29 protein-coding genes are annotated in these 26,517 nt (G+C 55.3%); 11 read left to right on the plus strand and 18 right to left on the minus strand.

Going from position 1 to position 26,517, the window contains the following annotated elements; translation table 11 throughout:
* Positions 1–8: 8 nt before the first annotated feature.
* Together J4E42_RS02265 and J4E42_RS02270 are read right to left on the minus strand one after the other, a co-directional pair.
* Positions 9–944 (minus strand): phosphatase, encoded by a 936-nt coding sequence (locus tag J4E42_RS02265; protein ID WP_008024127.1) that lies wholly within the window; start codon positions 942–944, stop codon positions 9–11.
* Positions 945–1,051: 107 nt separating this feature from the next.
* Positions 1,052–1,672: a cell wall hydrolase gene (locus J4E42_RS02270; protein ID WP_207284459.1), complete on the minus strand. Its 621-nt coding sequence runs from the start codon at positions 1,670–1,672 to the stop codon at positions 1,052–1,054.
* Positions 1,673–1,872: 200 nt separating this feature from the next.
* On the opposite strand from J4E42_RS02270, the gene J4E42_RS02275 reads away from it, so the two are divergent.
* Entirely contained in the window at positions 1,873–2,724 is an 852-nt protein-coding gene (locus J4E42_RS02275) for a CAP domain-containing protein (protein WP_207284460.1), read from the plus strand.
* Positions 2,725–2,973: 249 nt separating this feature from the next.
* Positions 2,974–3,873 (plus strand): bestrophin family protein, encoded by a 900-nt coding sequence (locus J4E42_RS02280; protein ID WP_207284461.1) that lies wholly within the window; start codon positions 2,974–2,976, stop codon positions 3,871–3,873.
* Positions 3,874–3,897: 24 nt separating this feature from the next.
* Here J4E42_RS02280 and J4E42_RS02285 read toward each other — a convergent pair whose 3' ends face one another.
* From J4E42_RS02285 to J4E42_RS02295, 3 genes are all read right to left on the minus strand, one after another.
* The gene (locus J4E42_RS02285; protein ID WP_207284462.1) at positions 3,898–4,680 is read right to left on the minus strand and encodes a DeoR/GlpR family DNA-binding transcription regulator; all 783 of its coding nucleotides are present in this window, start codon (positions 4,678–4,680) and stop codon (positions 3,898–3,900) included.
* Positions 4,681–4,802: 122 nt separating this feature from the next.
* A complete protein-coding gene (locus tag J4E42_RS02290) occupies positions 4,803–5,471 on the minus strand; it encodes an ATPase (RefSeq protein WP_207284463.1) in 669 nt (222 codons plus the stop codon).
* A gap of 136 nt (positions 5,472–5,607) precedes the next feature.
* On the minus strand, positions 5,608–6,534 hold the full coding sequence (locus J4E42_RS02295; protein ID WP_207284464.1) for a LysR family transcriptional regulator: 927 nt from the start codon (positions 6,532–6,534) through the stop codon (positions 5,608–5,610).
* 132 nt (positions 6,535–6,666) lie between these two features.
* Between J4E42_RS02295 and J4E42_RS02300 the strand changes: the two genes are divergently transcribed.
* The 3 genes from J4E42_RS02300 (at position 6,667) to J4E42_RS02310 (ending at position 8,324) form a co-directional block, all read left to right on the plus strand.
* Positions 6,667–7,071, plus strand: a complete 405-nt coding sequence (locus tag J4E42_RS02300; protein WP_008024112.1) for a RidA family protein — start codon at positions 6,667–6,669, stop codon at positions 7,069–7,071.
* Between the two features lie 89 nt (positions 7,072–7,160).
* A complete protein-coding gene (locus J4E42_RS02305; protein ID WP_008044189.1) occupies positions 7,161–7,655 on the plus strand; it encodes a PaaI family thioesterase in 495 nt (164 codons plus the stop codon).
* Between the two features lie 48 nt (positions 7,656–7,703).
* On the plus strand, positions 7,704–8,324 hold the full coding sequence (locus tag J4E42_RS02310) for a LysE family translocator (RefSeq protein WP_008024109.1): 621 nt from the start codon (positions 7,704–7,706) through the stop codon (positions 8,322–8,324).
* Between the two features lie 361 nt (positions 8,325–8,685).
* On the opposite strand, the gene J4E42_RS02320 is transcribed toward J4E42_RS02310, so the two are convergent.
* From J4E42_RS02320 to J4E42_RS02335, 4 genes are all read right to left on the minus strand, one after another.
* Positions 8,686–8,892 carry a co-regulatory protein PtrA N-terminal domain-containing protein gene (locus tag J4E42_RS02320; protein WP_008033360.1) on the minus strand — a complete coding sequence of 69 codons (207 nt, stop codon included), beginning with the start codon at positions 8,890–8,892 and terminating at the stop codon, positions 8,686–8,688.
* A gap of 89 nt (positions 8,893–8,981) precedes the next feature.
* The gene (locus J4E42_RS02325; RefSeq protein ID WP_207284465.1) at positions 8,982–9,629 is read right to left on the minus strand and encodes a hypothetical protein; all 648 of its coding nucleotides are present in this window, start codon (positions 9,627–9,629) and stop codon (positions 8,982–8,984) included.
* A 238-nt stretch (positions 9,630–9,867) separates the two neighbouring features.
* Positions 9,868–10,146 carry a DUF2790 domain-containing protein gene (locus J4E42_RS02330; protein WP_008033362.1) on the minus strand — a complete coding sequence of 93 codons (279 nt, stop codon included), beginning with the start codon at positions 10,144–10,146 and terminating at the stop codon, positions 9,868–9,870.
* Positions 10,147–10,520: 374 nt separating this feature from the next.
* Positions 10,521–10,862 carry a hypothetical protein gene (locus J4E42_RS02335; protein ID WP_223416297.1) on the minus strand — a complete coding sequence of 114 codons (342 nt, stop codon included), beginning with the start codon at positions 10,860–10,862 and terminating at the stop codon, positions 10,521–10,523.
* 202 nt (positions 10,863–11,064) lie between these two features.
* Between J4E42_RS02335 and J4E42_RS02340 the strand changes: the two genes are divergently transcribed.
* From J4E42_RS02340 to J4E42_RS02360, 5 genes are all read left to right on the plus strand, one after another.
* Positions 11,065–11,340: a metal/formaldehyde-sensitive transcriptional repressor gene (locus J4E42_RS02340; protein WP_008033367.1), complete on the plus strand. Its 276-nt coding sequence runs from the start codon at positions 11,065–11,067 to the stop codon at positions 11,338–11,340.
* A gap of 16 nt (positions 11,341–11,356) precedes the next feature.
* On the plus strand, positions 11,357–12,271 hold the full coding sequence (gene dmeF, locus J4E42_RS02345) for a CDF family Co(II)/Ni(II) efflux transporter DmeF (RefSeq protein WP_207284466.1): 915 nt from the start codon (positions 11,357–11,359) through the stop codon (positions 12,269–12,271).
* A gap of 38 nt (positions 12,272–12,309) precedes the next feature.
* The gene (locus J4E42_RS02350; protein ID WP_207284467.1) at positions 12,310–12,666 is read left to right on the plus strand and encodes a hypothetical protein; all 357 of its coding nucleotides are present in this window, start codon (positions 12,310–12,312) and stop codon (positions 12,664–12,666) included.
* 2 nt (positions 12,667–12,668) lie between these two features.
* Positions 12,669–12,851: a DUF1289 domain-containing protein gene (locus J4E42_RS02355; protein WP_008033373.1), complete on the plus strand. Its 183-nt coding sequence runs from the start codon at positions 12,669–12,671 to the stop codon at positions 12,849–12,851.
* A gap of 1,037 nt (positions 12,852–13,888) precedes the next feature.
* Positions 13,889–14,494 carry a hypothetical protein gene (locus J4E42_RS02360; protein WP_008044181.1) on the plus strand — a complete coding sequence of 202 codons (606 nt, stop codon included), beginning with the start codon at positions 13,889–13,891 and terminating at the stop codon, positions 14,492–14,494.
* 260 nt (positions 14,495–14,754) lie between these two features.
* Here J4E42_RS02360 and J4E42_RS02365 read toward each other — a convergent pair whose 3' ends face one another.
* The 5 genes from J4E42_RS02365 to J4E42_RS02385 form a co-directional block, all read right to left on the minus strand.
* The gene (locus J4E42_RS02365) at positions 14,755–16,365 is read right to left on the minus strand and encodes an AAA family ATPase (protein ID WP_008044180.1); all 1,611 of its coding nucleotides are present in this window, start codon (positions 16,363–16,365) and stop codon (positions 14,755–14,757) included.
* Positions 16,366–16,392: 27 nt separating this feature from the next.
* Positions 16,393–16,914, minus strand: coding sequence for a 4Fe-4S single cluster domain-containing protein (locus tag J4E42_RS02370; protein ID WP_008044179.1), 522 nt, complete (start codon positions 16,912–16,914; stop codon positions 16,393–16,395).
* On the minus strand, positions 16,915–17,547 hold the full coding sequence (locus tag J4E42_RS02375; protein WP_207284468.1) for a DUF2997 domain-containing protein: 633 nt from the start codon (positions 17,545–17,547) through the stop codon (positions 16,915–16,917).
* A gap of 2 nt (positions 17,548–17,549) precedes the next feature.
* Positions 17,550–18,542: a hypothetical protein gene (locus tag J4E42_RS02380; RefSeq protein WP_207284469.1), complete on the minus strand. Its 993-nt coding sequence runs from the start codon at positions 18,540–18,542 to the stop codon at positions 17,550–17,552.
* A gap of 996 nt (positions 18,543–19,538) precedes the next feature.
* Complete coding sequence (locus J4E42_RS02385) at positions 19,539–20,975, minus strand: amidase (protein WP_207284470.1); 1,437 nt, start codon at positions 20,973–20,975, stop codon at positions 19,539–19,541.
* A gap of 118 nt (positions 20,976–21,093) precedes the next feature.
* Between J4E42_RS02385 and J4E42_RS02390 the strand changes: the two genes are divergently transcribed.
* Positions 21,094–21,684, plus strand: a complete 591-nt coding sequence (locus tag J4E42_RS02390; RefSeq protein WP_008038793.1) for a TetR/AcrR family transcriptional regulator — start codon at positions 21,094–21,096, stop codon at positions 21,682–21,684.
* Between the two features lie 241 nt (positions 21,685–21,925).
* Here the strand turns inward: J4E42_RS02390 and J4E42_RS02395 are convergent, their stop codons facing one another.
* The 4 genes from J4E42_RS02395 to J4E42_RS02410 all read right to left on the minus strand — a co-directional run bounded on the left by J4E42_RS02395 (position 21,926) and on the right by J4E42_RS02410 (position 26,432).
* Positions 21,926–22,621, minus strand: coding sequence for a tRNA (adenine(22)-N(1))-methyltransferase TrmK (locus tag J4E42_RS02395; RefSeq protein WP_310650437.1), 696 nt, complete (start codon positions 22,619–22,621; stop codon positions 21,926–21,928).
* A 161-nt stretch (positions 22,622–22,782) separates the two neighbouring features.
* A complete protein-coding gene (locus tag J4E42_RS02400) occupies positions 22,783–23,241 on the minus strand; it encodes a MarR family winged helix-turn-helix transcriptional regulator (RefSeq protein WP_008033385.1) in 459 nt (152 codons plus the stop codon).
* A gap of 222 nt (positions 23,242–23,463) precedes the next feature.
* Positions 23,464–24,861, minus strand: coding sequence for an MFS transporter (locus J4E42_RS02405; RefSeq protein ID WP_008033386.1), 1,398 nt, complete (start codon positions 24,859–24,861; stop codon positions 23,464–23,466).
* 587 nt (positions 24,862–25,448) lie between these two features.
* Positions 25,449–26,432, minus strand: a complete 984-nt coding sequence (locus tag J4E42_RS02410; protein WP_008038798.1) for a GlxA family transcriptional regulator — start codon at positions 26,430–26,432, stop codon at positions 25,449–25,451.
* Positions 26,433–26,517 lie beyond the last annotated feature (85 nt).

The raw sequence follows: 26,517 nt of genomic DNA on the forward strand, positions 1-26,517 counted from the left end.
GCTGGCACTCAGTGCCGAGACATCAACCCATGCAGCACACCGAACCGCAAACCGGGCTCGGAGGGTGTCATGTGCGAGACGCCGAAGACTTTGAACGCTGCCAGCATCAGCACCAGCCCACCGGGCAGGATGCTCAGGCGGTGACTTTGCAGGCCCGCGAGCCTGAGTTGATTGACGTGCCCCACTTCCAGCAGGCGCAGCGACAGGCGCAACAGGCCGCTGTAGGTAATGCCGCTCTGGCCTTCGTCATTCAAACCGTTGGCCTTGAGCACTTTGGCGAGCATTCGTGCGGTGCCTGATGAGCCGATCACCTGCTGCCAGCCCAGCGAGCGATAACGGCGCGCCACGCGCTCGAATTGCAAGGTGGCGACACGCTCGGCTTCCAGCAGCGCCGGGGCCGTGATGCGACCACCTTGAAAATAACGCGCACCAAAGGTGCCGCTGCCGATGGCGATGCTCTCGGTCAACAGCGGCTGCGCGCCCTGCCCGAGGATCAATTCCGTAGAGCCGCCACCGACGTCGATCACCAGCCGTTTGCGTTCCGTACCGGGAACCGTGTGGGCCACACCGGCGTAAACCAGCCTTGCTTCTTCATGCCCGGAGATCACATCAATGCGGAATCCCAGATGCCGCTCTGCGCTGGCCAGGAACAGTTGAGCATTGTCGGCTTCACGCACGGCGCTGGTCGCCACCGCCCGCACACGACCGGGCTCAAAGCCGCGTAACTTTTTGCCGAATCGCGCGAGTGCCTGCCATCCGCGATCCAGTGCCATTTCGTCCAGCGCACCGCCCTGAAAACCCTCAGCCAGACGCACCGGCTCGCGCAGGGTTTTCACTTCCTGGATCACCAGTTGCTGATTCCGCTTGACCGACTGACCGATCATCATGCGAAACGCATTGGAACCCAGGTCGATGGCCGCAAACAGGGAGGCATCTCCTTTCATTGAGGTATTCCTTGCAAATTCATCTGTCAGCAGACCCAGGCCCGCTGTACGTTCAAGACGGTTTGCAAGAATTTTTACATGGGTTCGATGACATCCAGATGACATCGCTAATGGGCCTCTCCACCCTTGGGCTTATAGAAGAGAAACATGCTGGTTTCGGTGGTCTTGATGTATTTGCCGGCCCAATCGGGGTTCACGTTGCGGTCGTGAAAATACATCGCGCCGTGGGTGCGGTCGTTGAGCTGCTTGTTGAGTGCCTTGCGCGCGATTTCCTTGGCGATCGTGTATTGGGTTTCTTCCTGGACCTGGTCGGAACGCCCGTCACACCACCAGGAAAACTGGCAATTCTTGGTTTCAGAACCTTGTTTGACCACCGCGCACACCGTGTCCGGAAAGCCCTCATGGCCCAGGCGATTCATCACCACGCTGGCCACGGCTTCCATGTCGGCGGAGGACTTGCCCTTGGCTTCCCAATAAATGGAGCGCGCCAGGCAGGTGATTGCATCGTCCAGCGGCGACGCGCCTGCCGGGTCGACCGCCTGCACTTCGGAGGTGGTAATCGCTTCGGACTTGGGCACCGGCACATCGGCCCCCTTCTCCGCCGCTTTCTGTTCCAGCACTTCGGCCTTGTTTTCGGCCGTTTCCTTTTTTTGTTCCTGTTCAGTCGCCGATGCCTGGCCGCCGAGTAGCGTGATTGCAAAGCAGGTTGCTATCCAAATCAAGCGCATGATCGACCCTTCTGAGTGGACTGGATTCAAGCATCAAACTGTCGACGCTGAGCGCCCCTGGCCGGCGACATCGCTTGATTGTAGTTGCCCGTTTTCATTTCGACAGACGGCCGACAACCTGTATTTCGGTGTGAAAAGGCATTGCGCTCACAGGGGTGAAATCGCGCATCATGGGCGCAGTCCGAACAAGGGAGATTTCCATGCGTGTCCTGCCACCCGTTTTGCGTCTTGCCACGTTGTCGCTGGGGCTGTTGTTCGCCATGAATGCGCTGGCGACCGACGAGAAACAACTGATCGACTCGATCAACGATTACCGCAGCCAGAACCAGCGGTGCGCAGGCCAGGTCTCGTCAGAACTGCCACCGCTGGCGGGTGATCCACGGCTGGTGTTGTCCGCCTCCAGCATCGGCAATCTGCAACAGGCCATGGTCGCCGCGAATTATCCGATGAAGAACGTGCAGGCGATCAGCCTGTCCGGGCCGCGCGATGCGGCGGCGGCGATGAAAGCGATCCAGGAGAGCTTTTGCCAGATCGTGCTCGATCCGCAATTCGTCGACATCGGCGTAAGCCGCCAGGACCGTGAATGGCGCATCGTGGTCGCCCGTCCATTGTTGAGCGCGCGCCTGGGCGACTGGCAGGCGGAAGGCCAGAAGCTGCTGGCCGAACTCAACGTCGCCCGCAGCCGTCCACGTCAGTGCGGCACGCAATCCTTTGCCGCCGCCACGCCGCTGACCTGGAACGCCACACTGGCGACAGCCGCCGAGACGCATGCGCGGTCCATGGCCAACAACAATTACTTCGATCACAAGGACCGCGACGGTCGCACGCCGGGTGACCGGGCAGAACTGGCGGGTTACAGCGGCCAGCAGATCGGCGAGAACATCGCCGCCGGGCAAGACAGCGTGCGCAAGGTCGTCGATGGCTGGGTCGCCAGCCCCGGCCACTGCGCGAACCTGATGAACCCGCAGTATCACGAGCTGGGCGCGGCGTATGCGGTGGACCCGAAGAGCGATTCGGGGATTTACTGGACAGTGATGTTTGGTTCGCCGTAAACCGCATCTCCTGTAGGAGCGAGCCTGCTCGCGATGGACTTCAGGGCGCCGCGTTCATTCAGGACAACGCGTTATCGTTAACGTCCATCGCGAGCAGGCTCGCTCCTACAGATACAGGTCGGCGTTTGGCGTTGTCATAGACTCTGTCAATCAACTGGTCATCTAAAGTGATTGGACGCCCCGGCCCGTTGCTTCTAGCCTGCGCGCACTCATTTCGTGAACAGCGCCCTCCGACACAGGCAAAGCACCATGATCGTCCGCCCCAAACCCAATCTGATCAACATCCTCACTTCGCTCAAGGGCTCGATCGCCAGAAAAATTGCCCTGCGTTGTCTGATGGTGACGCTGCTGGCTTCCATCATCGTGCTCGTGGAAACCCTGCACCCCAACTACTTCTCCAAAGTGAACGCGACGCCATTCACCTTGCTCGGCCTGTCGCTCTCGATTTTCATGAGCTTTCGCAACAACGCCTGTTACGACCGCTGGTACGAAGCACGTAAAGCCTGGGGCGAAATGATCGTCGCGATCCGCTCGATGATCCGCGAAACCCAAGTGATCAAGGACGCACACGCGCGGCAGACCATCCTGCGCAACCTTTGCGGGTTCGCCCACGCGTTGAACGCAAAATTGCACGGCAAGCGCGAACTGGACGCTGCTGGTGAGTGGCTTGAGCCGAGGCCGGACGACAACGCGCCGGACATCAGCGGGCGAATTCTCAACCATGTCGGTGAGCAATGTTCAGCACTCGGCGAATCCGAAGCCATCAGTGAGTTTCGCTACACGATCATGGCCAACCACCTGACGAGCCTGAGCCGTTCGCAAGCGGCCTGCGAACGGATCAAGCACACGCCACTGCCCTTCGCCTACACCCTGCTGCTGCACCGCACGACCTACCTTTTCTGCCTCTTGCTGCCCTTCGCCATGGCAGAGTCGCTGGGCTGGCTGACACCGGTTTTCACCGCCATCGTCAGCTACACGTTCTTCGGCCTGGATGCGATTGGCGATGAATTGGAGGACCCGTTCGGGCGTGACGAAAACGATCTGCCGACCCATGCGATGGTGCGCAACATCGAGCGCGAAATCCTCGCGGCACTGGGTGAAACACAACTTCCCCCGGCCCTTGAACCCGTCGATTTCGTGTTGAGCTGAAACGCCAGCGGGACAGGTTCAGGCCTACGCCTGAACCACCTCGATCCCCAGTTTCCGATAATCCCCGACATCGCCCGACGCCACATGGCGCTCGGTGATCAGCGTATGAATGCGGTTGCACGGCGCGACCACAAACGGCTCGACCGCGCCCAGTTTGTCCGACGTGGTGACGGCGATCACCTGCGAAGCACTGTCGAGCAGCGCCTGTTTCACCGGCACCTCATCGAAGTGCAACGAGCTGATGCCAACTTGCGGATGAATCGCGCAAACCCCGGTGAACAGCACATCCGCCTTGATGCCCTGCAACAAGCGCAGGGTCTCGTGTCCGCTGACTGACATCGTCGCGAGGTTGAGTTGCCCGCCTGCCAGAATCACCTTGATGCCTTTGTATTCGGCCAGGGTGATGGCGGTCATCGGCGAGGTCGTGATGGCGGTGATGGAAATGTCCGAAGGCAACGAACGCGCGATCTGCAGCGTGGTGGTGCCGGAATCGAACATCACGATCTGGCCATTCTCCACGCGACTGGCGGCGAGCTGCGCGAGGTGGGTTTTCACCTCATCGGTTTCGCTGACCCGCGTGAAGTAATCCTTGCCCGTGTCCTTGGGCCGAGGCAGCGCGCCGCCGTGCACGCGTTGCACCAGGCCTGCCGTGGCCAACTCCGACAGGTCGCGGCGGATGGTGTCTTCCGAGACGGCGAAATGCTGACTCAACTCGGAGGCCATGACCTTGCCGTCACGTTCGAGGATCAGCAGGATTTTCTGCCGGCGCAGATGAGGGAGTTCGGCGGCCGAGTGATGGTCGTGCATGTTTATGCCTGAGTTTGCGGGTTTGTGCGAGATTAGCCAAACCTTCGTGCAAACACAATCGATGCAAGGCTCAGGGGGCCCCATCGCCGGCAAGCCGGCTCCTACAGGATTGCGGTGAAGCGTCAGTTGATCGCGATTTGGGCCACATGGCCCGAGGTCACCAGCGCCTTCAGCGAGGTGTCGAACTGTTTCAGTGCATTCACTTGCAATGCGGTTTGCTGGTCGATCTGCGCGGCGATCTCCGGTGCGGCTTTGCCATGCACCCAGACCGAAGGCATTTGTTGTGCGCGCGAGCCCTCGGCCTTGCCGATGTATTGCAGGTTCGAGTCGTAGAATTTGGCCATGAACCGCGCTTCAACCTGGTTGTTGCGCTTGGACACCAGACGGCTGTAAGTGTCGAGCATCACCACCACGTCCGGGTGCGCCTGCACCAGCGCATCGAGGTTGTCGTAGACCGTCACCGAGGCAAACTCTTTCTGCAACGACCCCATCAGCCAGTTGATCGCCCGTTTCGGATCGGAGCTGTCGACGAAGGCGCTGCTGATGCGTGAATCCAGTTCAGGGTTCTTCGCGCCGTTCAGCGCGACCGAGTGGTACTGCTCAAGGTATTCGAGGGTGCTGACAGTGTTTTCGCTGTAGAGCACGCCCACTGATTGCGCGTGTTGCAAAGTCGCGGCGCTGTCGGCGACCGGCGGGAAGTGGCAGGACTGTTCGGCGGCGTATGCCGGCACGCTGGCGGCAACGCTGCCGGTCAGGACAGCGACAAGGGCCAGCAGGGTAGAGATTCTCATCGCGCAGGTTCCTTCGGTGGCGAATTCGGTATGTGGCTATCCTCCTCCCTTGGCGAAAAAACAGAACTTGCGATTCTTGATGATGGTTATTGATCAAACGAATGGTTGCGGCAAAAGGGACCGTTACCCCCTAGCCTCATGCCCCCGGCCGATCAGCAACCGGCGCATGCTGCGCCATCAACTCGACCACCCAATCAATAAACACGCGCAGCTTCAGGCTGATGTGCCGGTTCGGCGGGAAGGCCACATACAAGGGCATCGTCTCGAGACTCCAGCCCTCGAACAGCGGTACCAATTCACCGCGAGCCTCGTAGTCCCGGGACATGTATGTGGGCAGCCAAAGCACACCGAGCCCGGCGAGGCCCGCCGCAAGAAATGCGTTGCCATCATCGACGGCCAGCACATAACGTCCTTTGACCTGCACACGCTCACGTTCGTTGTACATCGCGTAGGGCACCGGTTTGCCGGTGCGCGCCCACAAAAAGCCGACGACTCGATGATCCGAATCCTCCAGCTCTTGCGGATGCAAAGGCACGCCGACGCGAGCCAGATAGCTCGGTGCTGCAAACACCCCAAGCGGCAGGTCAGCGACACGCCGGGCCATCAGCGACTGGTCCATCAGCTCGCCGCCGCGCACCACGCAATCGACGTTTTCATCGATGATGTCGACGATGCGATCGCTGACGCCCATGTCGATCTGGATGTCCGGGTATCGCGCATAAAACGCAGGCAATGCCGGCACCAGAATCATCCTCGCCAGCGGGCTCGGCACATCCACGCGCAGCCGGCCTCTGGGCAACGTCGACGCACCGGACAGGCTGGTTTCGGCATCGTCCATGTCGGCCAGCAGCCGCAACACCCGCTCGTAATAGACGGCGCCATCAGCCGTGACGTTGACCTTGCGCGTGGTGCGGTTGAGCAACTTGACGCGCAACCGGGCCTCCAGTTGCTGCACAAGTTGGGTCACGGTGGTCTTGCTCATGTGCAGGGTTTCGGCCGCCTTGGTGAAACTGCCCGCCTCCACCACGCGCGCGAATGCCTGCATTGCATCAAAACGGTCCATTGCAGCCCCAGGTATCGATAGGATTGTTTGGATATCACAAACAGTGCTGGCCAAGGTTGCTCGTTTATCGCCCCGATGCAAGTCCTTACAGTCCCTTCATCGTTCACACAGAGCCCTTGATGGAGGCCTTTCATGACGCAACGCGATGTTGTTTTCCCAGCCAAACGCCAGGCGCTATATGAACGCAATCGCTACTCGCCGGCTATTCGCTCCAACGGCTTTTTGTTCGTCTCGGGGCAAGTCGGCAGCGCTGAGGATGGATCGCCCGAACCGGATCTGGAGAAACAGGTGCGGCTCGCCTTCACCAATTTGAACGCGATCCTCGTGGCGGCCGGTTGCACCTTCGACGATGTGATTGATGTCACCGTGTTCATCGTCGACCCCGAATCGACCTTCGAAACCATCTGGAAGATCGTGCCGGAGTTCTGGGGTAACGCACCGCACCCGACGTTGACCGGAGTCGGCGTAACGTGGCTGTATGGCTTTCAATTCGAGATCAAGGTGATTGCCAGGCTTCCAGACACCGCCGAGGAATGAACTGACGCCTGCACAGGGGATGAACGCGTTTTCCGTTCGGCGTTAGAATCGGAAAATGTTCAGCCCACACTTTTGAGGATGACCCAGGCATGTCCACACCCGACATTTCCCTGCAAGACACCGCGGCGCCGGAAGGCGTTTGTTATGGCTGTGGCAGCCGCAACCCGCATGGGCTGCACGTCAAGAGCTACTGGCATGAAGACGGCGAGCATGTCATCGCCGAGCACGTGCCCGACGCCAGGTATTGCGGCTGGCCGGATCTGGTCTACGGCGGTTTGATCGCGATGTTGGTGGATTGCCATTCCAACTGGACCGCCATGGCCTATCACTACCGGGCGGAAAACCGCGACGCCGCCAGCCTTCCGCGCATCAATTGCGTCACGGGCAACCTCGGCATCAAGTTCATCAAACCGACGCCGATGGGTGTCCCGCTGACCCTGCGGGCGAAAGTCGAAGGTGATGTCGGGCGCAAGACTCGGGTCATCTGCGAGATCTACGCCGGGGATGTGCTCACGGCGGTGGGCGACTCCACTTTTGTTCGCGTGGACACCGCTCAATTGGCCGACGTCGCGCATAACCGATAGGTCGCCGCGTGATAACGTGCGCGCATCCTCTTTTGGAAGCGCACGCCCATGTCCATCGCCGACAATCTTCTCGCGTTTACCTTCGCGGCCACTCTGCTGACACTGACACCCGGCCTCGATACCGCATTGATCCTGCGAACCGCAACGGTGGAAGGTCGACAACAGGCCTTCCGCGCGGCATTGGGCATCAATGCCGGCTGCTTCCTGTGGGGAGCCGCCGTCGCTTTTGGCCTGGGCGCGTTGATCGCTGTCTCGGAACTGGCCTTCAACGTCCTGAAATACTGCGGCGCCGCTTACCTGGCGTGGCTGGGCTTGAACATGCTGTTGCGCCCGCGCCGCTCGCTGTCGCCCCTCGAAACGGATGCAAAACCAACGGCCAACTGGTTTCTGAAAGGCATGATGGGGAATGTGCTCAACCCGAAAATCGGCATCTTTTACGTCTCTTTTCTCCCACAGTTCATTCCCCAGGGCCACTCGCTGATTGCCTGGACTTTTGGCCTGGTCAGCATTCACGTGGTGCTCGGCTTGATCTGGTCGTTGACGTTGATTCGCGCTACACAGCCACTCGCCCTGGTGCTGCGGCGTGAAAAAGTCATCAAGTGGATGGACCGCACGACGGGCATGATCTTTGTTCTGTTTGCCGCGCGGTTGGCGTTCAGCAAGCGGTGAACAGCGTCCCCCTGTAGGAGCCGGCTTGCCGGCGATGACGTCCGAACGGGCAACGTAAAGCTCAAGACCGCATCGCCGGCAAGCCGGCTCCTACAGTTTTGTGTTTCCCGGGACTGTGTGAAGAACCCAAAAAAATGCCCGCCTCTTGCGAAGCGGGCATTTCGTTCACGGGTCATGCGTCGTTTTCAGCGCGGCCTGCGTTAAAAACTAGCTTTGACCGACACCATAAAGTTGCGTGGATCACCGTAGTAGTTGCCGAAGGTCTCGGTTCCGATGGTGGCGTAGTAGCGCTTGTCGAACAGGTTGTTGCCGTTGAGCGCAACCCGCCTATTTCTGTCAGCCCAGGGACGCGCTACACAGATCAGCCGTTGGTGCGATCGGTCGCCTTGGCTTTGCTTTCGGCAACAGCGGCTTCAGCCTTCTGTTTCTGTGCAACCTGGAAGGCTTCCATCGAGACTTTCCGGGCCGACTCCATGCGTGTGAAGGTCCGATCACCGCCACCTGTGGCCATAGCCAGAGTGGAAGCGGTCAGAGCGGCGGCGACGAAAAGAACTTTCATGGATTTCATTTGGGTATCCTCAAGTAAGAGTTTATTAATAGATAACAGTGGTAGTTATTTGCTAAAGCATTACTTGCTTATTCAACCTGGCTTTAGCATTAAGCCAGGGCGGCGTTTTGTTGCGTCCAGGTGCCTTGCTCCATACGCCCGTCGGTATCTCTGCTTTTTGCCCAGGCGGTGAGCATTACCATCATTGCGAATCCACCAACGATGAGAACCGGATAGGCTGCCAGCAACTCGATCAGCGAGTATTTCCAGGCGAGAGGACGACCAACACCCAACATGGCGGCATAGAACCACGACACACCAGAGAGCGCACCCGAGAACAGCGCCAGCATGCGAAGGCTGAAGGAAAGTTCAAGTAACGAACCGGCTTTTTTCAGCGCCGGCAATACAGCGCTATGCAACAGGAAGCCGTTAAAGGTCAGCAGTACAACGATCCCGATTTTTGCTTGCAACTTTGGATTCTGGAAATACTCCATCCCCTTGCCGGCATAATCGATCCCGATAATGCCAATGCCCGTAATCCAGAGAGCTACAAGTGCAATTACTACGGTTTTTTGAAGGCTTTCCATATGTGCGTCATCATGGTGACCCGACACGTCCCCCTTCAGGAGTTGCTTGACCATTGCAACGTCACTGGTCAAGACAAGACCGATTGCAACACAGCAGGCGATAAGATGGAAATATACAACGCCCAAACGAAAATATTCCACGGTGGACGAAGAAATTATACTAAGTTCCATGGTTACCTCTTGACTTCAATAGTGAATCAACATAGTTCTCGGCACAGACTGATTGGAGTTTGCCGTTGCTGATTGTAATTAGGATCCAACAATTATTATTAAATAATCTCGCTGTGTTACGCTGCCAGGATAATAGTGATTTTCGCGAATGAACTTTCAATCATCCGTACTTAGTGCATATGAGGTTTAACTTCCGCTTCTGGGGTCGGCGAGATCCAGAACCCTATCGGCGAGCGGATCAGGCAATGCTGGTGGGATTTGCCGGGCTTGCGCCCCATTCGAGGAAACGGATCTTGTGAACCTCACCCAGGCTGTCTTCATAGACCAGGGTCACCGGTACCACGCCTGTCTTGTTGGATGTATCAGTGCGCTGCAGTACCCGCTTCACATCGATTTCCATACCGTAGTGGTAATCGACGGCTGAGACATGCGCGCCGGGTTCTTGCAGGCCGTTCTGGTCGAAGACAGTTGGCGCGAGACTGGAAATCACGGCACTGACAATTGTGGCCATGTTCATAAGGCTATACCTCCACTGAAGTTCTCTTAACGAGGACTTAATGTGACACGTGATCAAAGTGAAGTTCACTTCACCGCGACGAACGCGCCGATCTGAGTCGCCTGTAGTGGCTTCAGGCCCCTAGCAATTCCCCGCGCTTGACGCCTTACGACCATTCGTCCATTAAACGCCGTATTTGTTGGGCCAAACGGCATTTTTGAGTGAGGTCATAACATGTTATGACGGATTTTCGAGCAAGATTTCACGTGCTGGCTGTGACGGCACATGGACCGAAAACGTCTGCGAGCCAGGGTGAGCAATATCGGGTATTGGCCGATTTCTGCCGTCCATGACTGGCCGAAATCGGCCAGTTTCCGCCGTTCGAGCGTCCAGGTTCAGTACTTGATATCCCGGGCTTTTTGACGTCCTTCCTGCTTCGTTTGTCGCTTGTCTTGTCGGCAACCGGGATTGCTCTTGGCATCGGCCGCTCGACAATCCTGTTTCGTCTCACGCGCACCCTGGCGCGTCTCCTGCCTGACATCGCGCGCGGAACGACGCGTCTCGGCTCGTTCGGTGGCCGCCCAAGCTGCCCCGTTCGCCACCAGAAGAAAAATCATCGCTACCCAACCAAACGTCCTGTGCTTTCTCATAATCTGATCTCCAGGAACTCGATGTCGGAATTTAAGTACAGCTGATTTCCAGACGTCCCGCAGGCTGAGGAACTGCCATTCATCCAAGCGATATCCATTGGGGCAGCTGGTGAGCATCAGTGTCGATGGTGAACGGCAACAATCAGCCAGAAGCGATCATTCCAGGTCCTCTCGATTCCCCCCTCGCAAATTCCTGCCAGGGGTTATAGATGCCCTCTCCGCCCCTGACATTGCATAGGTATAGGGGGTATGCCTATCATGCGAAATACATAGGTAGGGGGGGTATGCCATGGGCCATATTGCAGCAAACAAAGGCGATCTTCTCAAACGCGTAAAACGTATCGCCGGGCAAATCCAAGCCGTTGAACGGGCATTGGAATCGGATCTCGATTGTGCCAAAACACTGCACCTTGTTGCCGCCACCCGCGGAGCCATCAACGGCTTGATGGAGGAAATCATCGAGGACCACGCGCGGGAGCATGTCGCGAACCCTGCTCTCAGCGAAGAGGAGCGTAACAAGGGCGTCGAAGAACTTCTTGAGGCCATTCGCCGTTACTCCAAGTGAACGCAGGTACACACTCATGAGCAGCTCCAACATCAACTACACACACGACCACATGTTCCTTGGCTCAGCGCACGACGAAAATGCCAAGCGTACGCTTTGGGTTGTGATACTGACCGTTGTGATGATGGTTGGCGAGATCACCGCCGGGTACATGACGGGCTCGATGGCGTTACTGGCCGATGGCTTTCACATGGCAACCCATGCCGGCGCATTGGGCATCGCGGCGGCCGCTTATGGATACGCAAAACGCCACGCTTTCAGCCAGCGCTACAGTTTCGGCACCGGAAAGGTTGGAGACTTGGGCGGGTTCGCCTCGGCGCTGATTCTCGGTATGGTTTCCCTGGGAATTGGCGTTGAGTCCGTCATACGTCTCTTGCAGCCAACGGAAGTTCAGTTCGGCACCGCTACGCTCATCGCGATTGCCGGCTTGATCGTCAACATAGTCAGCGCTCTGCTGCTGGGTCACGGGCACAGTCATGGGCACGATCACGATCACGACCATGCCCATCATGGGAACGACAACAACCTGAAATCGGCCTACGTCCACGTCATCGCGGACGCGCTGACTTCGGTTCTGGCCATTGCTGCACTGCTCGCCGGCCGGTATCTCGGTTGGGTGTGGCTGGACCCGGTCATAGGCATTGTCGGCGCTATCGTTATCGCGCGTTGGGCGTGGATCTTGATGGGGGTCACCGCAGGTGTACTGCTGGATCAGACAGACGCACACGTTGCCGAGGAAATCCGTGAACTGGTTGAGAAACCTGGGGATGCCACCATCACTGACTTGCACGTCTGGCGAGTTGGACCACAAGCTCATGCGGCCATCGTCAGCGTCCTTGGTGAAGCCACTGCGAACGCCGACAGCATTCGTGAACGTCTGAAGCCGGTTCATGAAGTCAGCCATCTGACGGTCGAGTTTCGACCGGCCTGATTCAGCCCCCCCCTCCACTGCCTCCAAAGGAAACCGTAATGCCCCCAGGGAAACGTGAACTGGCGCGGATCGAACGCCGATTGATTGCCACGCTCACTGATGCGTGCGAAACAGCAAAAGGTGAAATCAAGGGTTTTACCTGGCTCACCCACATCACTGACCTGAACGCATTGGCTGAAACCCTGAAGGTGATCTGGGTGTTCGAAACCCTCGCTGACAAAAAGCTCGCCCAGGTTAATGCGAAGACACGCATCTTTGAGCTGACGGCTATCGCCTTGAATGAGGCCAACATCGATCTTAGCCCTTCAGATATTAATGTCCGCTTTGACTCCGAAGAAGAATGCCAGCGCACTCACGGTGGCGATTGGCAGAAGCGCCTGGCCAAGGGTTATTGACGATGGCTAAAGAAATCGAAAACCCCTGCATCTCGGTTTGCCAACTGAGTGGCGATCTGTGTGTGAGTTGTGGACGGAGCAAGGAAGACATCAGAAAGTGGAAACGCATGAAGCGGCCTGAAAAAATGGCCGCTGTGCAAAGGGCGAATGTGCGTTTGAAAGGGTTGAAGAAAGCGCAGGGATAGTTGCTTGAGCTGGATGACCGCAATTGGGATTTCAGGGACAGACCACATTTAGAAAATGTGGTCTGTCCCCTAATAACCCCATATCGTGGTCTGTTCCCAATTGTTCCTTACACACTACTAGACTGATAGGCCGCCAGAAATTGAATCCCGCTCTCACCATCAACCCGAAAGATGGCTCTATCCATATAGCAATCGCTGGATGCAACTTTGTCATCGAAAGTACATTTACCTCCGATACCACAGCGGCACCACTCGCGCAGCTCTACCGATCCGAACAGGTACACAAAAACGGGTACGTGTGGCGTACGTATCAGGGAATCAGCATTGAAGGCGTATCGGGTGGTTTGGCGCTTTGCTTCCATTCTGGTCGACTGACTGAAGTCCATATTGGCGCGTCTGTGCCAACCACAGGAACCGAAACCGGCTGGCCTACGAGAGAATCAATTGAACTAGAAGTCAACTTTCTAAAAAACTCATTCAGGCGACAGCTTTCACGCTCATTCCAGACCGACCTGGAAAGGTTTTCATGGGGAAGCGCTTGGGCCAAATTTGATGAGAAAGGATTCTTGGCTAGCGCTGGAATAAGCTATACACCGATATCACATACCTCAGCACTACCGTCCACATAGGCATCGGCTCTCGGATTTTTATGTTGATTTTAGGCTGATGTCGATTCCTATCAGTTGAATCCACAGCCATATACGGACGCTCGCGGCTTAGCTCAGATCTTACGTATACAGTAATATCCCTCTGCACCGCCCAAGCTATGGAGTCGGTCTTGTAGCCATGAAGGGATCAAGTGAATCTACAACTTGAAATTGAGAGGATTTTTGGGGGCGAAGCATTTGCCAGGCCACTTTTCTATTCCTATCTGTCGATCACATCGTCCGCTTTGATGTTCTTGTCTCAGAACCCAATCTCAACGACGGCAATTTTCTCCTGCTCTCGCGATTGCTTGACTCGTAGAGTGTTGAAAGAAGAGATTTGCAAAAAATATTCGTCATTTACATGTACCTTCCAGCAGCAAAGGACGCTTGATGAGAACCCCGCTACTCGCCCTTACCCTCGCAGCTCTATTGAGCGCATGCGCCATCCCTTACGAAACCCCGGAAGCCCGCGCCAATATTGAACGCGATCTGAAGCTCAGAGCAGACGAAATCGTCACTATCACCGAAACCAACTGGTGTTTATCTGCCTATGGTGATTTGCAAGTGTGCAGACCCAAGCAAGGCCTGGGTGTGCTGACCAAGAGCAAGCTAGTACTGGCTTTCTATAAGGGCGGCATCTACCAGCAAGCTGAAGTCATCAACGCCAGCGATGTGCAGTGTGCCCACCTGCAAAGTGGCAGAGCCGCAGCCGATACCTTCTACCTGTTCAGTGAACGTTGGGCCGCCATGCTGGCGCCAATTACCGTGGGAGGTGCCTTGGCCCTCGACAAGAAAGCCCAGTTCCTGAGCGTGCTAGTGCCGCCAAACACTGAGAGCTTCACGGCTGGGCAAGGAAATTTTATTCAGGTCACCGATCGCAAGAATTACTCGGCTGTGGCGGTTCCAGGTACCAAAACCTATGTAGGATCCAGCGAGAGTATTTACCAGATTTTTAATCCGTGTACGCAGGGAAAGAATCGCTCAGCCGGATCCTAAGTACTGACCTGACCTGACCTGACCTGACCTGACCTTTCGAGTGAAACAGTCCCAGCAGCAATTGCAGCGCAAGAATCCAATGCAGGCCCGATGCGCCGGGCCTGTCGAGAGCCGACAGTCGGCTGCCGACAGTTACAGACACAATGAAACAGAAGGACTGCATTGGGTCGATATCTGCCTTTCACAACAGGCAACAAACGGCCAGACCATCAGCCGCGACTTGTGCAAGAAAGCCTTACCCACTGAAAAATCACCGCAGATTAAAAATCAATTTGCCTGCCGCCGATTTGAGTTTCCGTATCACTCTGACCGGCAACCATAGCCGAAGCGCTAATTGCATTTTGATTCGCCCACTCACGAAGTTTTGTAAACTCGTCTTTACGCATTTTGCTCATTGGTACTAAACGCGAAATAGTAGTTTCAAAATCAACCATAGTCAGGTCGCTTACATCACCGGAGCCATTCATCCGCCGTGAGAACGCTTCAATCAGCGAGTCCCCAACCCAAGCTTCGATTTCAGCACCAGAAAGCACAATGTCTTTACCAAAATTCGACTCGCCTCCTAGAGCAGCCAATCGATCCAAATCAAATTTTTCTGGGTCACGTTTCAATTTCTTCAGATGTATTTCAAGAATCTTCTTTCTTTCTAATGTCGATGGGAAGTCAACGAAAAATATTTCGTCGAATCGCCCCTTTCTCAACAACTCCGGAGGTAAGCTGTTGATGTTGTTAGCGGTAGCAAACACAAAAACAGGCGCCGTTTTTTCTTGCATCCAAGTCAACAGTGTGCCGAATACGCGTGTAGCCGTGCCACCATCAGATGCTCCTCCGGAAGAGCCGGAAAGTCCTTTTTCAATTTCATCGATCCATAGGATGCAGGGCGAAATAGCTTCGGCAGTACGTAGTGCGGAACGAATATTGGATTCTGAAGAGCCAACCACCCCTTGGAAGATTTTCCCCATGTCCAAACGCAATAAGGGCATGTTCCAAGACGACGATACGCATTTCGCCGTTAGAGACTTACCGCAACCAGGAACTCCAGTTAAGAGCAAACCCTTCGGGGTTCCGACACCGAACTCCTGAGCAATCTGCCCAAAACACTGGCTACGCAAATGGAGCCACTTCTTAAGAGTTGCCAGCCCTCCAACATCCTCAAGATTTACCTTTGAGTCGATGTATTCCAAGATACCTGTTTTCCGTATAATTTGTCTTTTTTCGGAAAGCAGATCTTTTACGGTATTTTCATTTACACTCAGACTGGATACCAATGAACGAGACAAGCTATTGTCAATTTCTAATCCCGTGAGGCCCAAAGCGGCATCAATGAGTTTATCTTTGGTTTCGCTAGAAAGATCAATCTTAACGCTGCTGTTGCCTTGCCAGGAATTAACAAAGTTATTTATCTGAGTCTTAACTTCATCTCTTGATGGCAAAGGAAAATCAATCAACGTGATTTCCTTTTGAAGATCATTGGCAATTTCAAAGCTGGGCGCCACGATAATGCAATTGCTTCGATATCCACGTGAGCGGATATTTATGGCTAAATCTCGAAGTCGACGACGATAGACAGGATTTGAGCTTGAGGAAAGGTAGTTATGAGCATCACAAAAAACAAAAATATTTTTGCTGCCCTCCTCCTTCGCCTTTTCTTCGCAAAAGTCCAAGGCCATTTTCAAATCAAAGGTTTTATCCCCAGCCACGACGCCATTTATCTGGACTCCTAGCGTCGAGTTCCAAACGAACAAACGATGGCCGAGCGCCTTGGCGATTTCAGAAACTTCAATGAGTGCACGCTCTTCCTCGAAAGTTTCAATGACCAAAATCGCATAACGCGCTTTGAGGTAATCTGTTATCTGCTTGGTACGGCTCATGCCTATTATCCCTGCGCTTGAACTGAGTTATACATGCATCGGAAGACCGGTTTTGGTAACACCAGATTTTGAAACAACAAACTCGACAACTCTTCTAGTACGGAAAAAGTCAATGTCGACTCTGTCGCTGGTTTTGATAATCTGCTTGTGCTGATAGGGGTGATTCGCGTTATGCCGATACCGACCAGCCAGCGTCAAGTCTACGGCTTTAACAACACGAATCATGGCTTCATTCTGGAATATCTCTTTTGGCGTATAGCCTGTATAAAGTATCCAGTTTTTCTCGCCATTGACGGCATGTATTAATTGCGCCAAGGCTGGCGCTTGGTCGAGCGGTTCCCCCCCAGAGAGGGTAACCCCAGCGATGTCCAGCGCATTTATCTTCTGTGCCAATTCATAAACAGGCATCAGCGTACTCGCTTCGCGAGCGTGGGTCTTCTGATTGAAGCACCCCTTACAATTCAGCGCACAACCCTGCACCCATAATGTCAAGCGCAACCCGGGGCCGTTAACGCTGCTCAATTCCATATGGTGTACATTGATTTCCATTTAGAAATTCGCACTGAGAATTTGAAGGGTTTGCTCTTCATGGACTACGGTATATTCCGGCTTCCACTCAGTCATAAGTTCCGCAGTAGGGCTAGAAAGTAGAGATTCAAGCTCTTCAGTAAGTTTTGTGCAAATATCGCCTTTCACGCCATGCACTTCCTCCGTAATTTCATCGCCCGTAAAGGTGACATGAATGCTGTATTCGTAGTTAGGTCCGAATTCAACCTCGAACCCTTGAAGAGTTTCTTTCACTCTTGCTGGAACACCTGATGCGTCTATGCGCTTGATGGTTTCATCGATGGCTACGCTGATGTACGCTTTCTGAAAGCTTAAAGCCAAATCAGCCATTATCGCTTCATCGTCGGACGAAATAGTTCCCCGCTCGATGAGGAGCTTGTAGGACCCCTCCTCAATTTGGCAAACAAATAGATTGAATTTATCAGCCGTTTGGCCACAAATAGCCCTAAATTGCTGCTTGCCCATATAGCCTATTTTGCTCAATACCTTTTTACTGAAGTCGCTGGCAAATACGGAAACCAGACCAGTCGTTGGGCTTAGGCCCATCTTGCCGAACGCTTTGGCAATGGCTTCTTCATTAACATAAGAAAATTCAAACTTTGTACAATGAGACATTGTTAAAGCTCCAGCCTGCGACCGGGAACAACTTCTTCGGCGTTCTGGATAGCAATTATTACGTCAGGGGCTACCTCAATGTTGCGCATAGGCGCCGTGGATGCAAGCGCAGCCTCAGGCGCAACAATTTCTGAAACCGATGTTGGAGTTCCAGAGTTGACAACTACCCGACGTCTTTGTGCTGTCTGTGATGCACCACTACCACAAAGAAGACTTGCATCAATCGCTTCCAGCAGCCTTCTTATTACCAGAATGGGATTTGATGTGAGCTTTTCATATAGCCCAATGCGCAACAAAGCATCGGCTCCATCATTGAATTGCAATTTAACGAAGTAATTTTGATTTTCATCGCCAGCGATCCCAATGCGCGAGACCTGATTCAGATCCCGCGACAGCTTTCTCCAAAGATACCCATCAAACGACGCTACAATGAATTTTGTCGCTGTTGCGGCAAAAGCATTGCTACCAACTTCAACCTCGTCAGCATCAAAATTCTGGTAGCTGACCAGAATTTTCTCCCCCACAGGAAATCCCAGAGCGGTTGCCAAATATTCATTTGTCGAAAAATCGATATCTGCGTGAAATTTTAAGCTTTTTGACAGAACATAAAGGCTAAAGATGCCTACTAATCCATAGCCTATTGCTCTCAGCGCGTCTTCCGGTGCAAGAGCCACAAAAACTGCGAAAATAAAAACAATGATTCCGTAACCGTAATTTATGGCCGTCTTTGTACTGAGCTTTTTATTTCTATAAGCCTGAAATGTTTTGCCGGGAATATATTTTTTTGAAGGTGCAAATAGCAGGAGGCACACACCAAAAAAAATCAGACCAATAAGCCCCATTGCAGCCTGGCGCTTTTGCCCATTTTGCAACCCTTCAAGAAACATCCACGCACCGGTAACGATGAAAACAGGTAAGCATGCCAGTATTGCAAGTCCCGTTTTCTTACCTTTGGTGGCCATCATCATTTTCCACATCGGGATAGTCTTTATCATTCACAAACCTTCTAGAGTTGGTGCAGAAGCGCGTAGTGAGGGGCTGACTGTAGAACTACTCATTGATCTATGCTACATGACAATCTTTGCTTTATCACGCGCTAGGGATGGTCTGAAGTAGCCATACGTTTCGGGCTAACTTCGACTACTGCCGATTTTGAAAGTGGCGAGTCGATCCAAAACGCTCAGATCACTCACTCATTTCTGGTTTTTCAGCCGCAGCGAGCACCTCGCAGCGGCCATTCCCCGTATTACAGGCGCACCTCTCCTGCGTTGCTCTATAAATGTCGGCGGGCCATCCACAGATTTCCGATTTTGTAGTGGCCTGGGCTGTTGCAGTTACACATGCAGCAAGCACGAACGATTAAACACAATATTTCAAGGTAATTACCTTACGCTCAATACCTAACGCTTTGGCATCATCAATAGAGAGCATCACGGGTAGTTGGCTCCGCTACAGATCGTAGCTGCTGTGTACATTACACTCGAGCGGTAGCTCCGGCAAGGCGCCAAGCACTCGTTTGCGAATGCCAAGATCGGACTTCAAAAAACGCCTCCAGTTATTGAAACTGAACGGGGAACACTATCGGCATAGTTGTTGCGACACAAATCAGCTAACCCTGAAAAAGGCTATCAGTGCTAAAGCGCCGTGCGGAAACGATGATTCGGCAAGAACCCCTGTTTCGATTATCGTTTCCAGGTCTTACTTCAACCCGAAGTTACACTTCAGTTCGACGATACGGGCCCACGATGCTGGTGGGCCTCCGGAGTGGTTGGCCGGCCACAAACGACCCAAAGCAGACGGTGGTGGTAGACAGGAAATCGGCCAAAAGTGGTCGTTCAGGTCAGCCGCCGAATCGGTGAGACCCTTTAGTCATGCTCAATTAACAGGGATGGCATTTGGAGTTCCACCTCTTTACGGCACAACGAATGTCGACCGCATACCCCGTATGCGGCCTGCGTTCTCGGGTTCTTAGCGATGTCTAGGGTCGACGATTAGTAGTTCCCTGCCCAGATTCCTGGACGCCGGGCATTCCAAGGCAAAGCACGCTCCAACTGCGCAGCCAGTTGCAGTAACAGATCTTCGCGGCCATAGCCTGCCCCGAACTGCATACCAATAGGCAAGCCATTCGTCGAGTCGTGCGCCAGAGGCATCGACATGGCTGGGCATCCGCTGACGTTGAAAACTGCGGTGAATGGGGAGTGATCGAACACTCTCGCCATCCAGCCGCGCCCATCAAGTGTTTCTTGGCCTGCATTGTATTGGCCAATAACTGGCTGAGCATTGGGTAGCGTCGGGGTTAGAAGCACGTCGTAGTTGCTGAACAGTTGGCCCATGTTCCGGGTCACGATATTGCGTTGGTACATCGCGCCCAACAGTTCGGTCGCGCTTAATTCCTGGCCGAGCCGGTATAGAGCGAGTGTTGCGGGCTCAAGTGTGGACTCATCAATGCCTCGGCCAGTTACAGCCGCAATCGCGTCAATCCAAGCAGCTGTGTTGCTGGACCAGAATCGTGCATTGAGTTCCACAAACGCTTCCCAGCTCAGACCGATATCAGCGATTACGGGCGTGACATGATGGCCTAGGTTTTCAAGTGTCTGGCAGACCATTTTTAAACTGGCGCTCACCTCGGGTGATGTCAACAGACCGTTCAGGGCATGTTCTTGCACGGCAATGCGCAGAGACCCGGGCTCGCGATTCAGCAGAGACATGTAGGCTTGGTTCGGTGGTGCAATGTGGAAAGGATCGCCCACAGCTGGGCCGTGCACAGCGTCCAGCAAGCTGGCGGTATCCCGAACCGAACGACTCAGGACACCGTGCACAGCGAGCCCAGCCCACACTTCATCTACATCAGGGCCCATGGGTAAACGGCCACGACTTGGCTTCAAGCCGAACAGCCCGCAGGACGCTGCGGGTACTCGTATCGAACCGCCGCCATCAGTCGCATGAGCCACCGGCACTACACCTACAGCCACGGCGGCCGCCGAACCACCGCTGGAGCCACCGGCACTGCGAGTCAGATCCCATGGATTGCGGGTCGGACCGTCCACACGGTTTTCTGTAGTCGTGCTGGCGGCCAGTTCTGGAGTGGTGGTGCGGCCAAGTGTGAGAAGACCGCTACGGCGGAATCTACTCATCAACTCTGAATCTGAATCGGCAACGCAGCCCTGTGCAAGCCGGCTACCCAACTCATTGCGACGATTACGCGCAGTCAGCCCCAGATCTTTAACCAGCATCGGCACACCTTGCAGTGGGCCTGCCTGGGCCTGTGGCTCGTCTTCCCAGGTTTCGATTACCGCGTTGATGTGAGGGTTAAGCGCCTTTATTGCGCAAAGGGCAGCGCTTCGAACTTCGACTTCGCTGATTTGGCGGTTGGCAATCAGAGCTGCCAGGCCCACGGCGTCATGTTCAGCGTACTCGGAAAGATTCATACATATCTCCTGTGATGAGTGACCTATACTGATCGGTATCGAGCGATACTTGTTAGTATCATGCGATACTGTGTAGTATCGATGTCAAGCAGAATTCGATTTCCAGAGAGTGTTAGCCGTGGAAAAGCCCATACGTCCTGAACGCATCGCACAGTTGCCACCCCGTGAGCGCATCATCGATGCCGCTCACGCGCTATTTTTCGAACAGGGCATTTCCCGAGTGACAGTGGACGCCATTGCCGCTTTGGCGGGCTCAACAAAAATGACGCTGTATCGGCATTTCGAGACCAAGGATTTGCTGGTACTGGAGTGGTTGCGGCTTCTCACTGAGCAGTACAGCGCGGTGCTTGACGATCTCGCAGAACAACTGCCTGGTCAGCCCGTTATGCAATTATTGGGATTTGCCGAATTCATCGCGGCGGATCTAGAAAAATCGGGTTATCGCGGTTGCCCGTTCACTAATAGCCTGGCTGAGCTCGCAGACCAGTTGCATCCTGCTCGGCTGTTGATCGAGGCGCATAAACGGCGTCAGTTTCAGCGAGTAGCAGAATTGTGTGAGGAGGCGCGGCTGGCAGACCCACTCGACAAAGCTCAGGAGCTGACCCTGCTACTCGAGGGTGCGCAGGTCGTGGCTCAGAACAAGGGAATGTCCGATGTGGCCAGCCAGCTTTTGAGAATGGTACGTAAGCGTCTTGGAATATCCGCGTGAATAAAAAACAGGCCTACTGGTGAACGCATCAGCAGTTGACCAAGGGGCAAGCTTGTCGATTGGTTGCTCGCTCCGAGTATCTGAGGGCGAGCGTCCGCTTTTGGCCGATTGCGCCCCTCCTTGACTGGCGGCTATGGGTCGTTCGCTGCCCCTCGCGATAGGTCGTTATCAACCATTTGATGTGTCTACACCTTTGAGGGATATCCGCCCAGCTAACGTCCGTACAAACCCGGGAAACGTATCAAGTCAGCAACTCGCTAATCCATCGCGCCTGCCGGGCGACATCCTGCACCTTCTCCTCAGGCACGGCCTGTCGCGCGTGGGCGAACTGGGTCAGGGTCTGTTGCTTGTGGCGCAGGATGCGCTGCCATTTGACCAGGAACGCCGGGGTGCGTGCCTGCATCTGCAGCGGGCCGAAGTACAGTTCTTCGGCGGTGTACGTCACCGGTCCGGCGCGCTCGGCGACGATGATTTCGTAGTCGAAACGGTTTTCGCGCAGCACTTCCTCGCAGAGGATGCGGTAGCCATTTTCCATCAGCCATTGGCGCAGTGGCTGCTCGCCGCCGTTGGGCTGCAGGATCAGGCGTTCCTGGCCGCTCAGGTGCGCCTTGCCGCTGTCGAGGATGTCGCGGATCGTCTCGCCGCCCATGCCGCAGAGGCTGATCGCGGTGATCCCGTCTCCCGGCTCGATTGCCGCCAGGCCATCGGCCAGGCGCACGGTGATGTGCTGGTCCAGACCGTTTTCGCGCACGGTGCGTTCGGCCGAGTGGAACGGTGTCAATGCCACCTCGCCCGCCACCGCCGATGCGATGGCGCCACGGCGCATCAACGCCACCGGCAAGTAGGCATGATCCGAGCCGATATCGGCCAGGCGCGCACCGGCTGGCATATGCGCAGCCACGCGCTCCAGGCGCATGGACAATGTCTGTTCGTTCAACTGCAGTTCCTTTTCACCACGGATGTCCGGCACCGTTGGCATAAGTGCGGGCCGCACATGATGCTTGGTGAGGGTGGCAGGGTAAAGCGCCGGCGCCGGTTGTGTGATGAACTGCCTGTCGTCTTGCCTTCGGGTAGACAGGCTCGAACGGTTGAATCGCCCTACTCCCGATCTTTCGTCGTACGGATGAGGTTGCCCCGTAATTTCACGATTGCCTGCTGCAATTGCACGAAGTCGTCGGCATCCAGACCGGTTTGCGGGAAGCCGTCTTCGGAGAGACCTTCACGCAATTTTCGCCCCTCTTTTGTGAGGCTGATCCGCACTTGGCGTTCGTCTTCCGGATCGCGCTGGCGCAGCACATAACCCATGGCTTCCAACTTCTTCAGGATCGGAGTGAGGGTGTTGGATTCCAGGAACAGTTTTTCGCCGAGGCTGCCAACGGTCTGGTTGTCTTCCTCCCACAGCGCCACGAGGGTGATGTATTGCGTGTAGGTGAGTCCGAGCCGTTCGAGCATTGGCTTGTAAGCCTTGCCGAAGGCGAGGTTGGAGGAATAGACCGCAAAACACAGGAAGTCGGAAAGTTTCAGGTCGAGGGCGGATGTCTTTTCAGTGGGTTTCATGAGCATTCTCCGGGCCAAAGACAAATGGATCGCAAGGCCCGACTATACATCGCATGCGATGGTATCGGAAGTGCTCGTTCCTCTGATGTTCGTTATCCACGTGCAGCAGGCCCCGTCGAGTGTCACCCCTCACCCGGGTGACACAAGAATTGACCAGCATGCGAAACGGAACCGGCGACGGCTACCAGCGCCGTCACCGGTTCAACCTCTCAAGCCAGCCGATTACAGATCGGTGATTTCCTTGTGGCGCGGTACCAGCAGTTTCATCACGCTCCACGCCACCAGGTAGGCCACCGCACAGATGGCGAACATGATCATGTAGCCGGTGTGAATATCGTTGATCGATTTGTAGTAGTCGAACACCCAACCGCCAAGCTTCGTCATCGCAACACCGCCCATGCCGCCGGCCAATCCGCCAATGCCGACCACTGACGCGATGGATTTTTGCGGGAACATGTCAGACACGGTGGTGAAGATGTTGCACGACCACGCCTGATGCGCCGACGCCCCGATGCCGATCAATATCACCGGTACCCAAAAGCTGATGTAACCCAATGGCTGAGCCAGCAACACCAGCAGCGGGAAGAAGGCGATGACCAGCATGGCTTTCATCCGACCGTCATACGGCGCATCGCCACGTGCCATGAAATAGCTCGGGAACCAGCCGCCGCCGATACTGCCGACCATGGTCATGCTGTACAGCACGGCCAAAGGCAACACGATGGCCGCGCCCTTCATGCCGTACTGCGCCGACAGGTAGGTTGGCAGCCAGAACAGGAAGAACCACCACACACCGTCGGTCATGAATTTGCCGAAGGCGAACGCCCAGGTCTGACGGTAGGTCAGCAACTTGAACCACGAGACTTTTTTCTCGGCAACGCCCGGTGCCGGGGTGGCAATCACCTGCGCATCGCTGCGAATGAAGGCCAGTTCCTCTGCCGAGAGGCGTTTTTGATTTTCAGGTTTTTCGTACAGCGCAATCCACACGGCCACCCAGACAAAGCCCAGCATGCCGATCACGATGAACGCCGCTTCCCAACCCCACAGGGCAGCAATCAGCGGCACGCAGATCGGCGCCAGGATCGCGCCCACGTTGGCACCGGAGTTGAAGATACCGGTGGCGAAGGAGCGTTCCTTCTTCGGGAAGTATTCGGCCGTGGCCTTGATCGCGATCGGGAAGTTACCCGCCTCGCCTATCGCCAGCACAGCGCGGGACAGCATGAAACCGGCAATCGAGACCGGGATCACCGCAAGACCGAACGCACTGCTCACCGCTGCGATGCCCTCGCCCATCGGCACTGAAAAGGCATGCATCATGGCGCCGGTCGACCAGACAGCGATCGCGATGATGTAGGCCTTCTTGGTGCCGATCTTGTCGACGAAACGGCCGGCAAACAGCATGGATATCGCGTACACAAACTGGAAAACGGAAGCGATGTTGGCGTAGTCGCTGTTGCTCCAGCCAAATTGCGTCGACAAATCCGGCGCCAACAGGCTGAGCACCTGGCGGTCGAGGTAGTTGACGGTGGTGGCGAAGAACAACAGTGCACAGATCGTCCAGCGATATTTGCCGACGGACTGGCCGACACGTTGCGCATTGATGGGCTCGTTCAGATTCATGGCATCACTTTATTATTGGATTGTGGTGATGATCTCTCGGTTTCAAGCGAGATCAATTCTTACGCGCAGCGAACTGCTCTGTGGCTATCGTCAGACGAGTAGCACGTGCAATCGGGAGGTTGCTACAGATAACGGGGATGACTGAGCGCCTGGGCAGGCAATCAGGACCGGACCACAAGAAGCGGTATGCGGGAAGGCTGGAAAGCGGATTGAGTTCATGATGGGACCCGGTTTTTGTTTTTAGGGGTGTAACATCGTATGTCGTCGTACAACTGCGCCTTTTATAACGATTCCCCTACCCGGCTGTCAATCCGGAAAATGGCCGTTCGTCTCGACAGACAACCCACCGAACGGCAAAGGCTGTGCCGCCCTTGAAGAGATTAGTGGTCCGGGTGTGGTCGTGGGTATTTGAAAATCAGATAGTCGTACGACAACGCATGTCGTTACGAACATTTGAACGGTAGGAGCGAGCCTGCTCGCGATGGACGTGAACGAAAACGCGTGTTATCTGGATAAACGCGGTGTTCTGAAGTCCATCGTCGGAACGCCGCCCGGAGCCGGCTCGCTCCTACAAGTATTGAAGGGGCTTATTTGACCAGCCGTTTTTCCTTCGACGGCCTGTACCCGAAATACGAGCTGTAGCACTTGCTGAAATGACTCGGTGACACAAAACCACAGGCCACCAGCACATCCACCTGGGACAGTTCCGTGTGCTGCAGCAGGCGTCGCGCTTCGGTAATGCGCAATTCCATGTAATAGCGCTGAGGCGTAGTGCCGAGTTGCTCCTTGAACAGACGCTCGAGTTGGCGGCGAGAACGGCCTGCGTAAACGGCCAACTGCTCCAACTCCAGAGGCTCTTCGAGGTTGGCGTCCATCAGTTTCACCACCTCGCGCAAGGGTGCGCTCACGCAGACATTTTCCGTCGGTTTGATCCGCCGGTAACGCGACTCTTCGAACGCGAGGATGTCCTCGATCCCTTCGACAAGAGCCTTGTCGTGCAAGCTCTTGATCCAGTCCAGCGCCATGTGGAACGCGCCCGAAGGACTGGACGCCGTGAGCCGGTCCCGATCAATGACAAAAGGCTCGCTGGTGACATGCGCCGCTTTCGCCACTTCCGCGAGCGCGGGGCGATGTTCGGGGTGAATCGCGCAGCGATAGCCGTCGAGCAAGCCGGCACTCCCGAGGAACCAGGCGCCATTCCACAAACCGGCCAGGCTCACGCCATGGTCGGCGGCCGCTCTCAACAGACTGGTCAACTCGTCAGAGGCCTTCAGCTCGGTCCTGTAGCCACCACAAATGACCAACAGATCGAGGTCGTGCACGACGGAGCAATCAATGCGCGCATCCGGCCGGATGACCAGCCCCAGATCGCTGATGACCTCCCCGTCGTGCAAGCCGAACGTGCGCGACGAGAACAGTTTTGGCCGTAGCAGATTCGCCGTGATGATCGTATCCAGTGCCTGCGTAAATGCCGGCAGCGAAAAATGTTCGAGCAGCAAAAAGCCTGTCCGTGTCAGTTGAACAGGCTCATCGGGGTTGTCGTTCAGATAGCGAAGATTTTTCCCCTTCATGCCTCCGCTAAATTGGCGTCGTTCGATCAAAGTTTTAGGCACTCGGTTACGGCGTAGATAAAACCTAATGCTACCTGCTGACGCT

This window comes from Pseudomonas sp. FW300-N2A2, from assembly GCF_017351735.1.
Classification (GTDB): Bacteria; Pseudomonadota; Gammaproteobacteria; order Pseudomonadales; family Pseudomonadaceae; genus Aquipseudomonas; species Aquipseudomonas migulae.

Excerpts from the sequence above, each read along its gene's own strand:
- J4E42_RS02265 (WP_008024127.1), bottom strand. The coding sequence starts at position 944 with ATGAAAGGAGATGCCTCCCTGTTTGCGGCCATCGACCTGGGTTCCAAT.
- J4E42_RS02270 (WP_207284459.1), bottom strand. The coding sequence starts at position 1,672 with ATGCGCTTGATTTGGATAGCAACCTGCTTTGCAATCACGCTACTCGGC.
- J4E42_RS02275 (WP_207284460.1), top strand. The coding sequence starts at position 1,873 with ATGCGTGTCCTGCCACCCGTTTTGCGTCTTGCCACGTTGTCGCTGGGG.
- J4E42_RS02280 (WP_207284461.1), top strand. The coding sequence starts at position 2,974 with ATGATCGTCCGCCCCAAACCCAATCTGATCAACATCCTCACTTCGCTC.
- J4E42_RS02285 (WP_207284462.1), bottom strand. The coding sequence starts at position 4,680 with ATGCACGACCATCACTCGGCCGCCGAACTCCCTCATCTGCGCCGGCAG.
- J4E42_RS02290 (WP_207284463.1), bottom strand. The coding sequence starts at position 5,471 with ATGAGAATCTCTACCCTGCTGGCCCTTGTCGCTGTCCTGACCGGCAGC.
- J4E42_RS02295 (WP_207284464.1), bottom strand. The coding sequence starts at position 6,534 with ATGGACCGTTTTGATGCAATGCAGGCATTCGCGCGCGTGGTGGAGGCG.
- J4E42_RS02300 (WP_008024112.1), top strand. The coding sequence starts at position 6,667 with ATGACGCAACGCGATGTTGTTTTCCCAGCCAAACGCCAGGCGCTATAT.
- J4E42_RS02305 (WP_008044189.1), top strand. The coding sequence starts at position 7,161 with ATGTCCACACCCGACATTTCCCTGCAAGACACCGCGGCGCCGGAAGGC.
- J4E42_RS02310 (WP_008024109.1), top strand. The coding sequence starts at position 7,704 with ATGTCCATCGCCGACAATCTTCTCGCGTTTACCTTCGCGGCCACTCTG.
- J4E42_RS02320 (WP_008033360.1), bottom strand. The coding sequence starts at position 8,892 with ATGAAATCCATGAAAGTTCTTTTCGTCGCCGCCGCTCTGACCGCTTCC.
- J4E42_RS02325 (WP_207284465.1), bottom strand. The coding sequence starts at position 9,629 with ATGGAACTTAGTATAATTTCTTCGTCCACCGTGGAATATTTTCGTTTG.
- J4E42_RS02330 (WP_008033362.1), bottom strand. The coding sequence starts at position 10,146 with ATGAACATGGCCACAATTGTCAGTGCCGTGATTTCCAGTCTCGCGCCA.
- J4E42_RS02340 (WP_008033367.1), top strand. The coding sequence starts at position 11,065 with ATGGGCCATATTGCAGCAAACAAAGGCGATCTTCTCAAACGCGTAAAA.
- dmeF (WP_207284466.1), top strand. The coding sequence starts at position 11,357 with ATGAGCAGCTCCAACATCAACTACACACACGACCACATGTTCCTTGGC.
- J4E42_RS02350 (WP_207284467.1), top strand. The coding sequence starts at position 12,310 with ATGCCCCCAGGGAAACGTGAACTGGCGCGGATCGAACGCCGATTGATT.
- J4E42_RS02355 (WP_008033373.1), top strand. The coding sequence starts at position 12,669 with ATGGCTAAAGAAATCGAAAACCCCTGCATCTCGGTTTGCCAACTGAGT.
- J4E42_RS02360 (WP_008044181.1), top strand. The coding sequence starts at position 13,889 with ATGAGAACCCCGCTACTCGCCCTTACCCTCGCAGCTCTATTGAGCGCA.
- J4E42_RS02365 (WP_008044180.1), bottom strand. The coding sequence starts at position 16,365 with ATGAGCCGTACCAAGCAGATAACAGATTACCTCAAAGCGCGTTATGCG.
- J4E42_RS02370 (WP_008044179.1), bottom strand. The coding sequence starts at position 16,914 with ATGGAAATCAATGTACACCATATGGAATTGAGCAGCGTTAACGGCCCC.
- J4E42_RS02375 (WP_207284468.1), bottom strand. The coding sequence starts at position 17,547 with ATGTCTCATTGTACAAAGTTTGAATTTTCTTATGTTAATGAAGAAGCC.
- J4E42_RS02380 (WP_207284469.1), bottom strand. The coding sequence starts at position 18,542 with ATGATAAAGACTATCCCGATGTGGAAAATGATGATGGCCACCAAAGGT.
- J4E42_RS02385 (WP_207284470.1), bottom strand. The coding sequence starts at position 20,975 with ATGAATCTTTCCGAGTACGCTGAACATGACGCCGTGGGCCTGGCAGCT.
- J4E42_RS02400 (WP_008033385.1), bottom strand. The coding sequence starts at position 23,241 with ATGAAACCCACTGAAAAGACATCCGCCCTCGACCTGAAACTTTCCGAC.
- J4E42_RS02405 (WP_008033386.1), bottom strand. The coding sequence starts at position 24,861 with ATGAATCTGAACGAGCCCATCAATGCGCAACGTGTCGGCCAGTCCGTC.
- J4E42_RS02410 (WP_008038798.1), bottom strand. The coding sequence starts at position 26,432 with ATGAAGGGGAAAAATCTTCGCTATCTGAACGACAACCCCGATGAGCCT.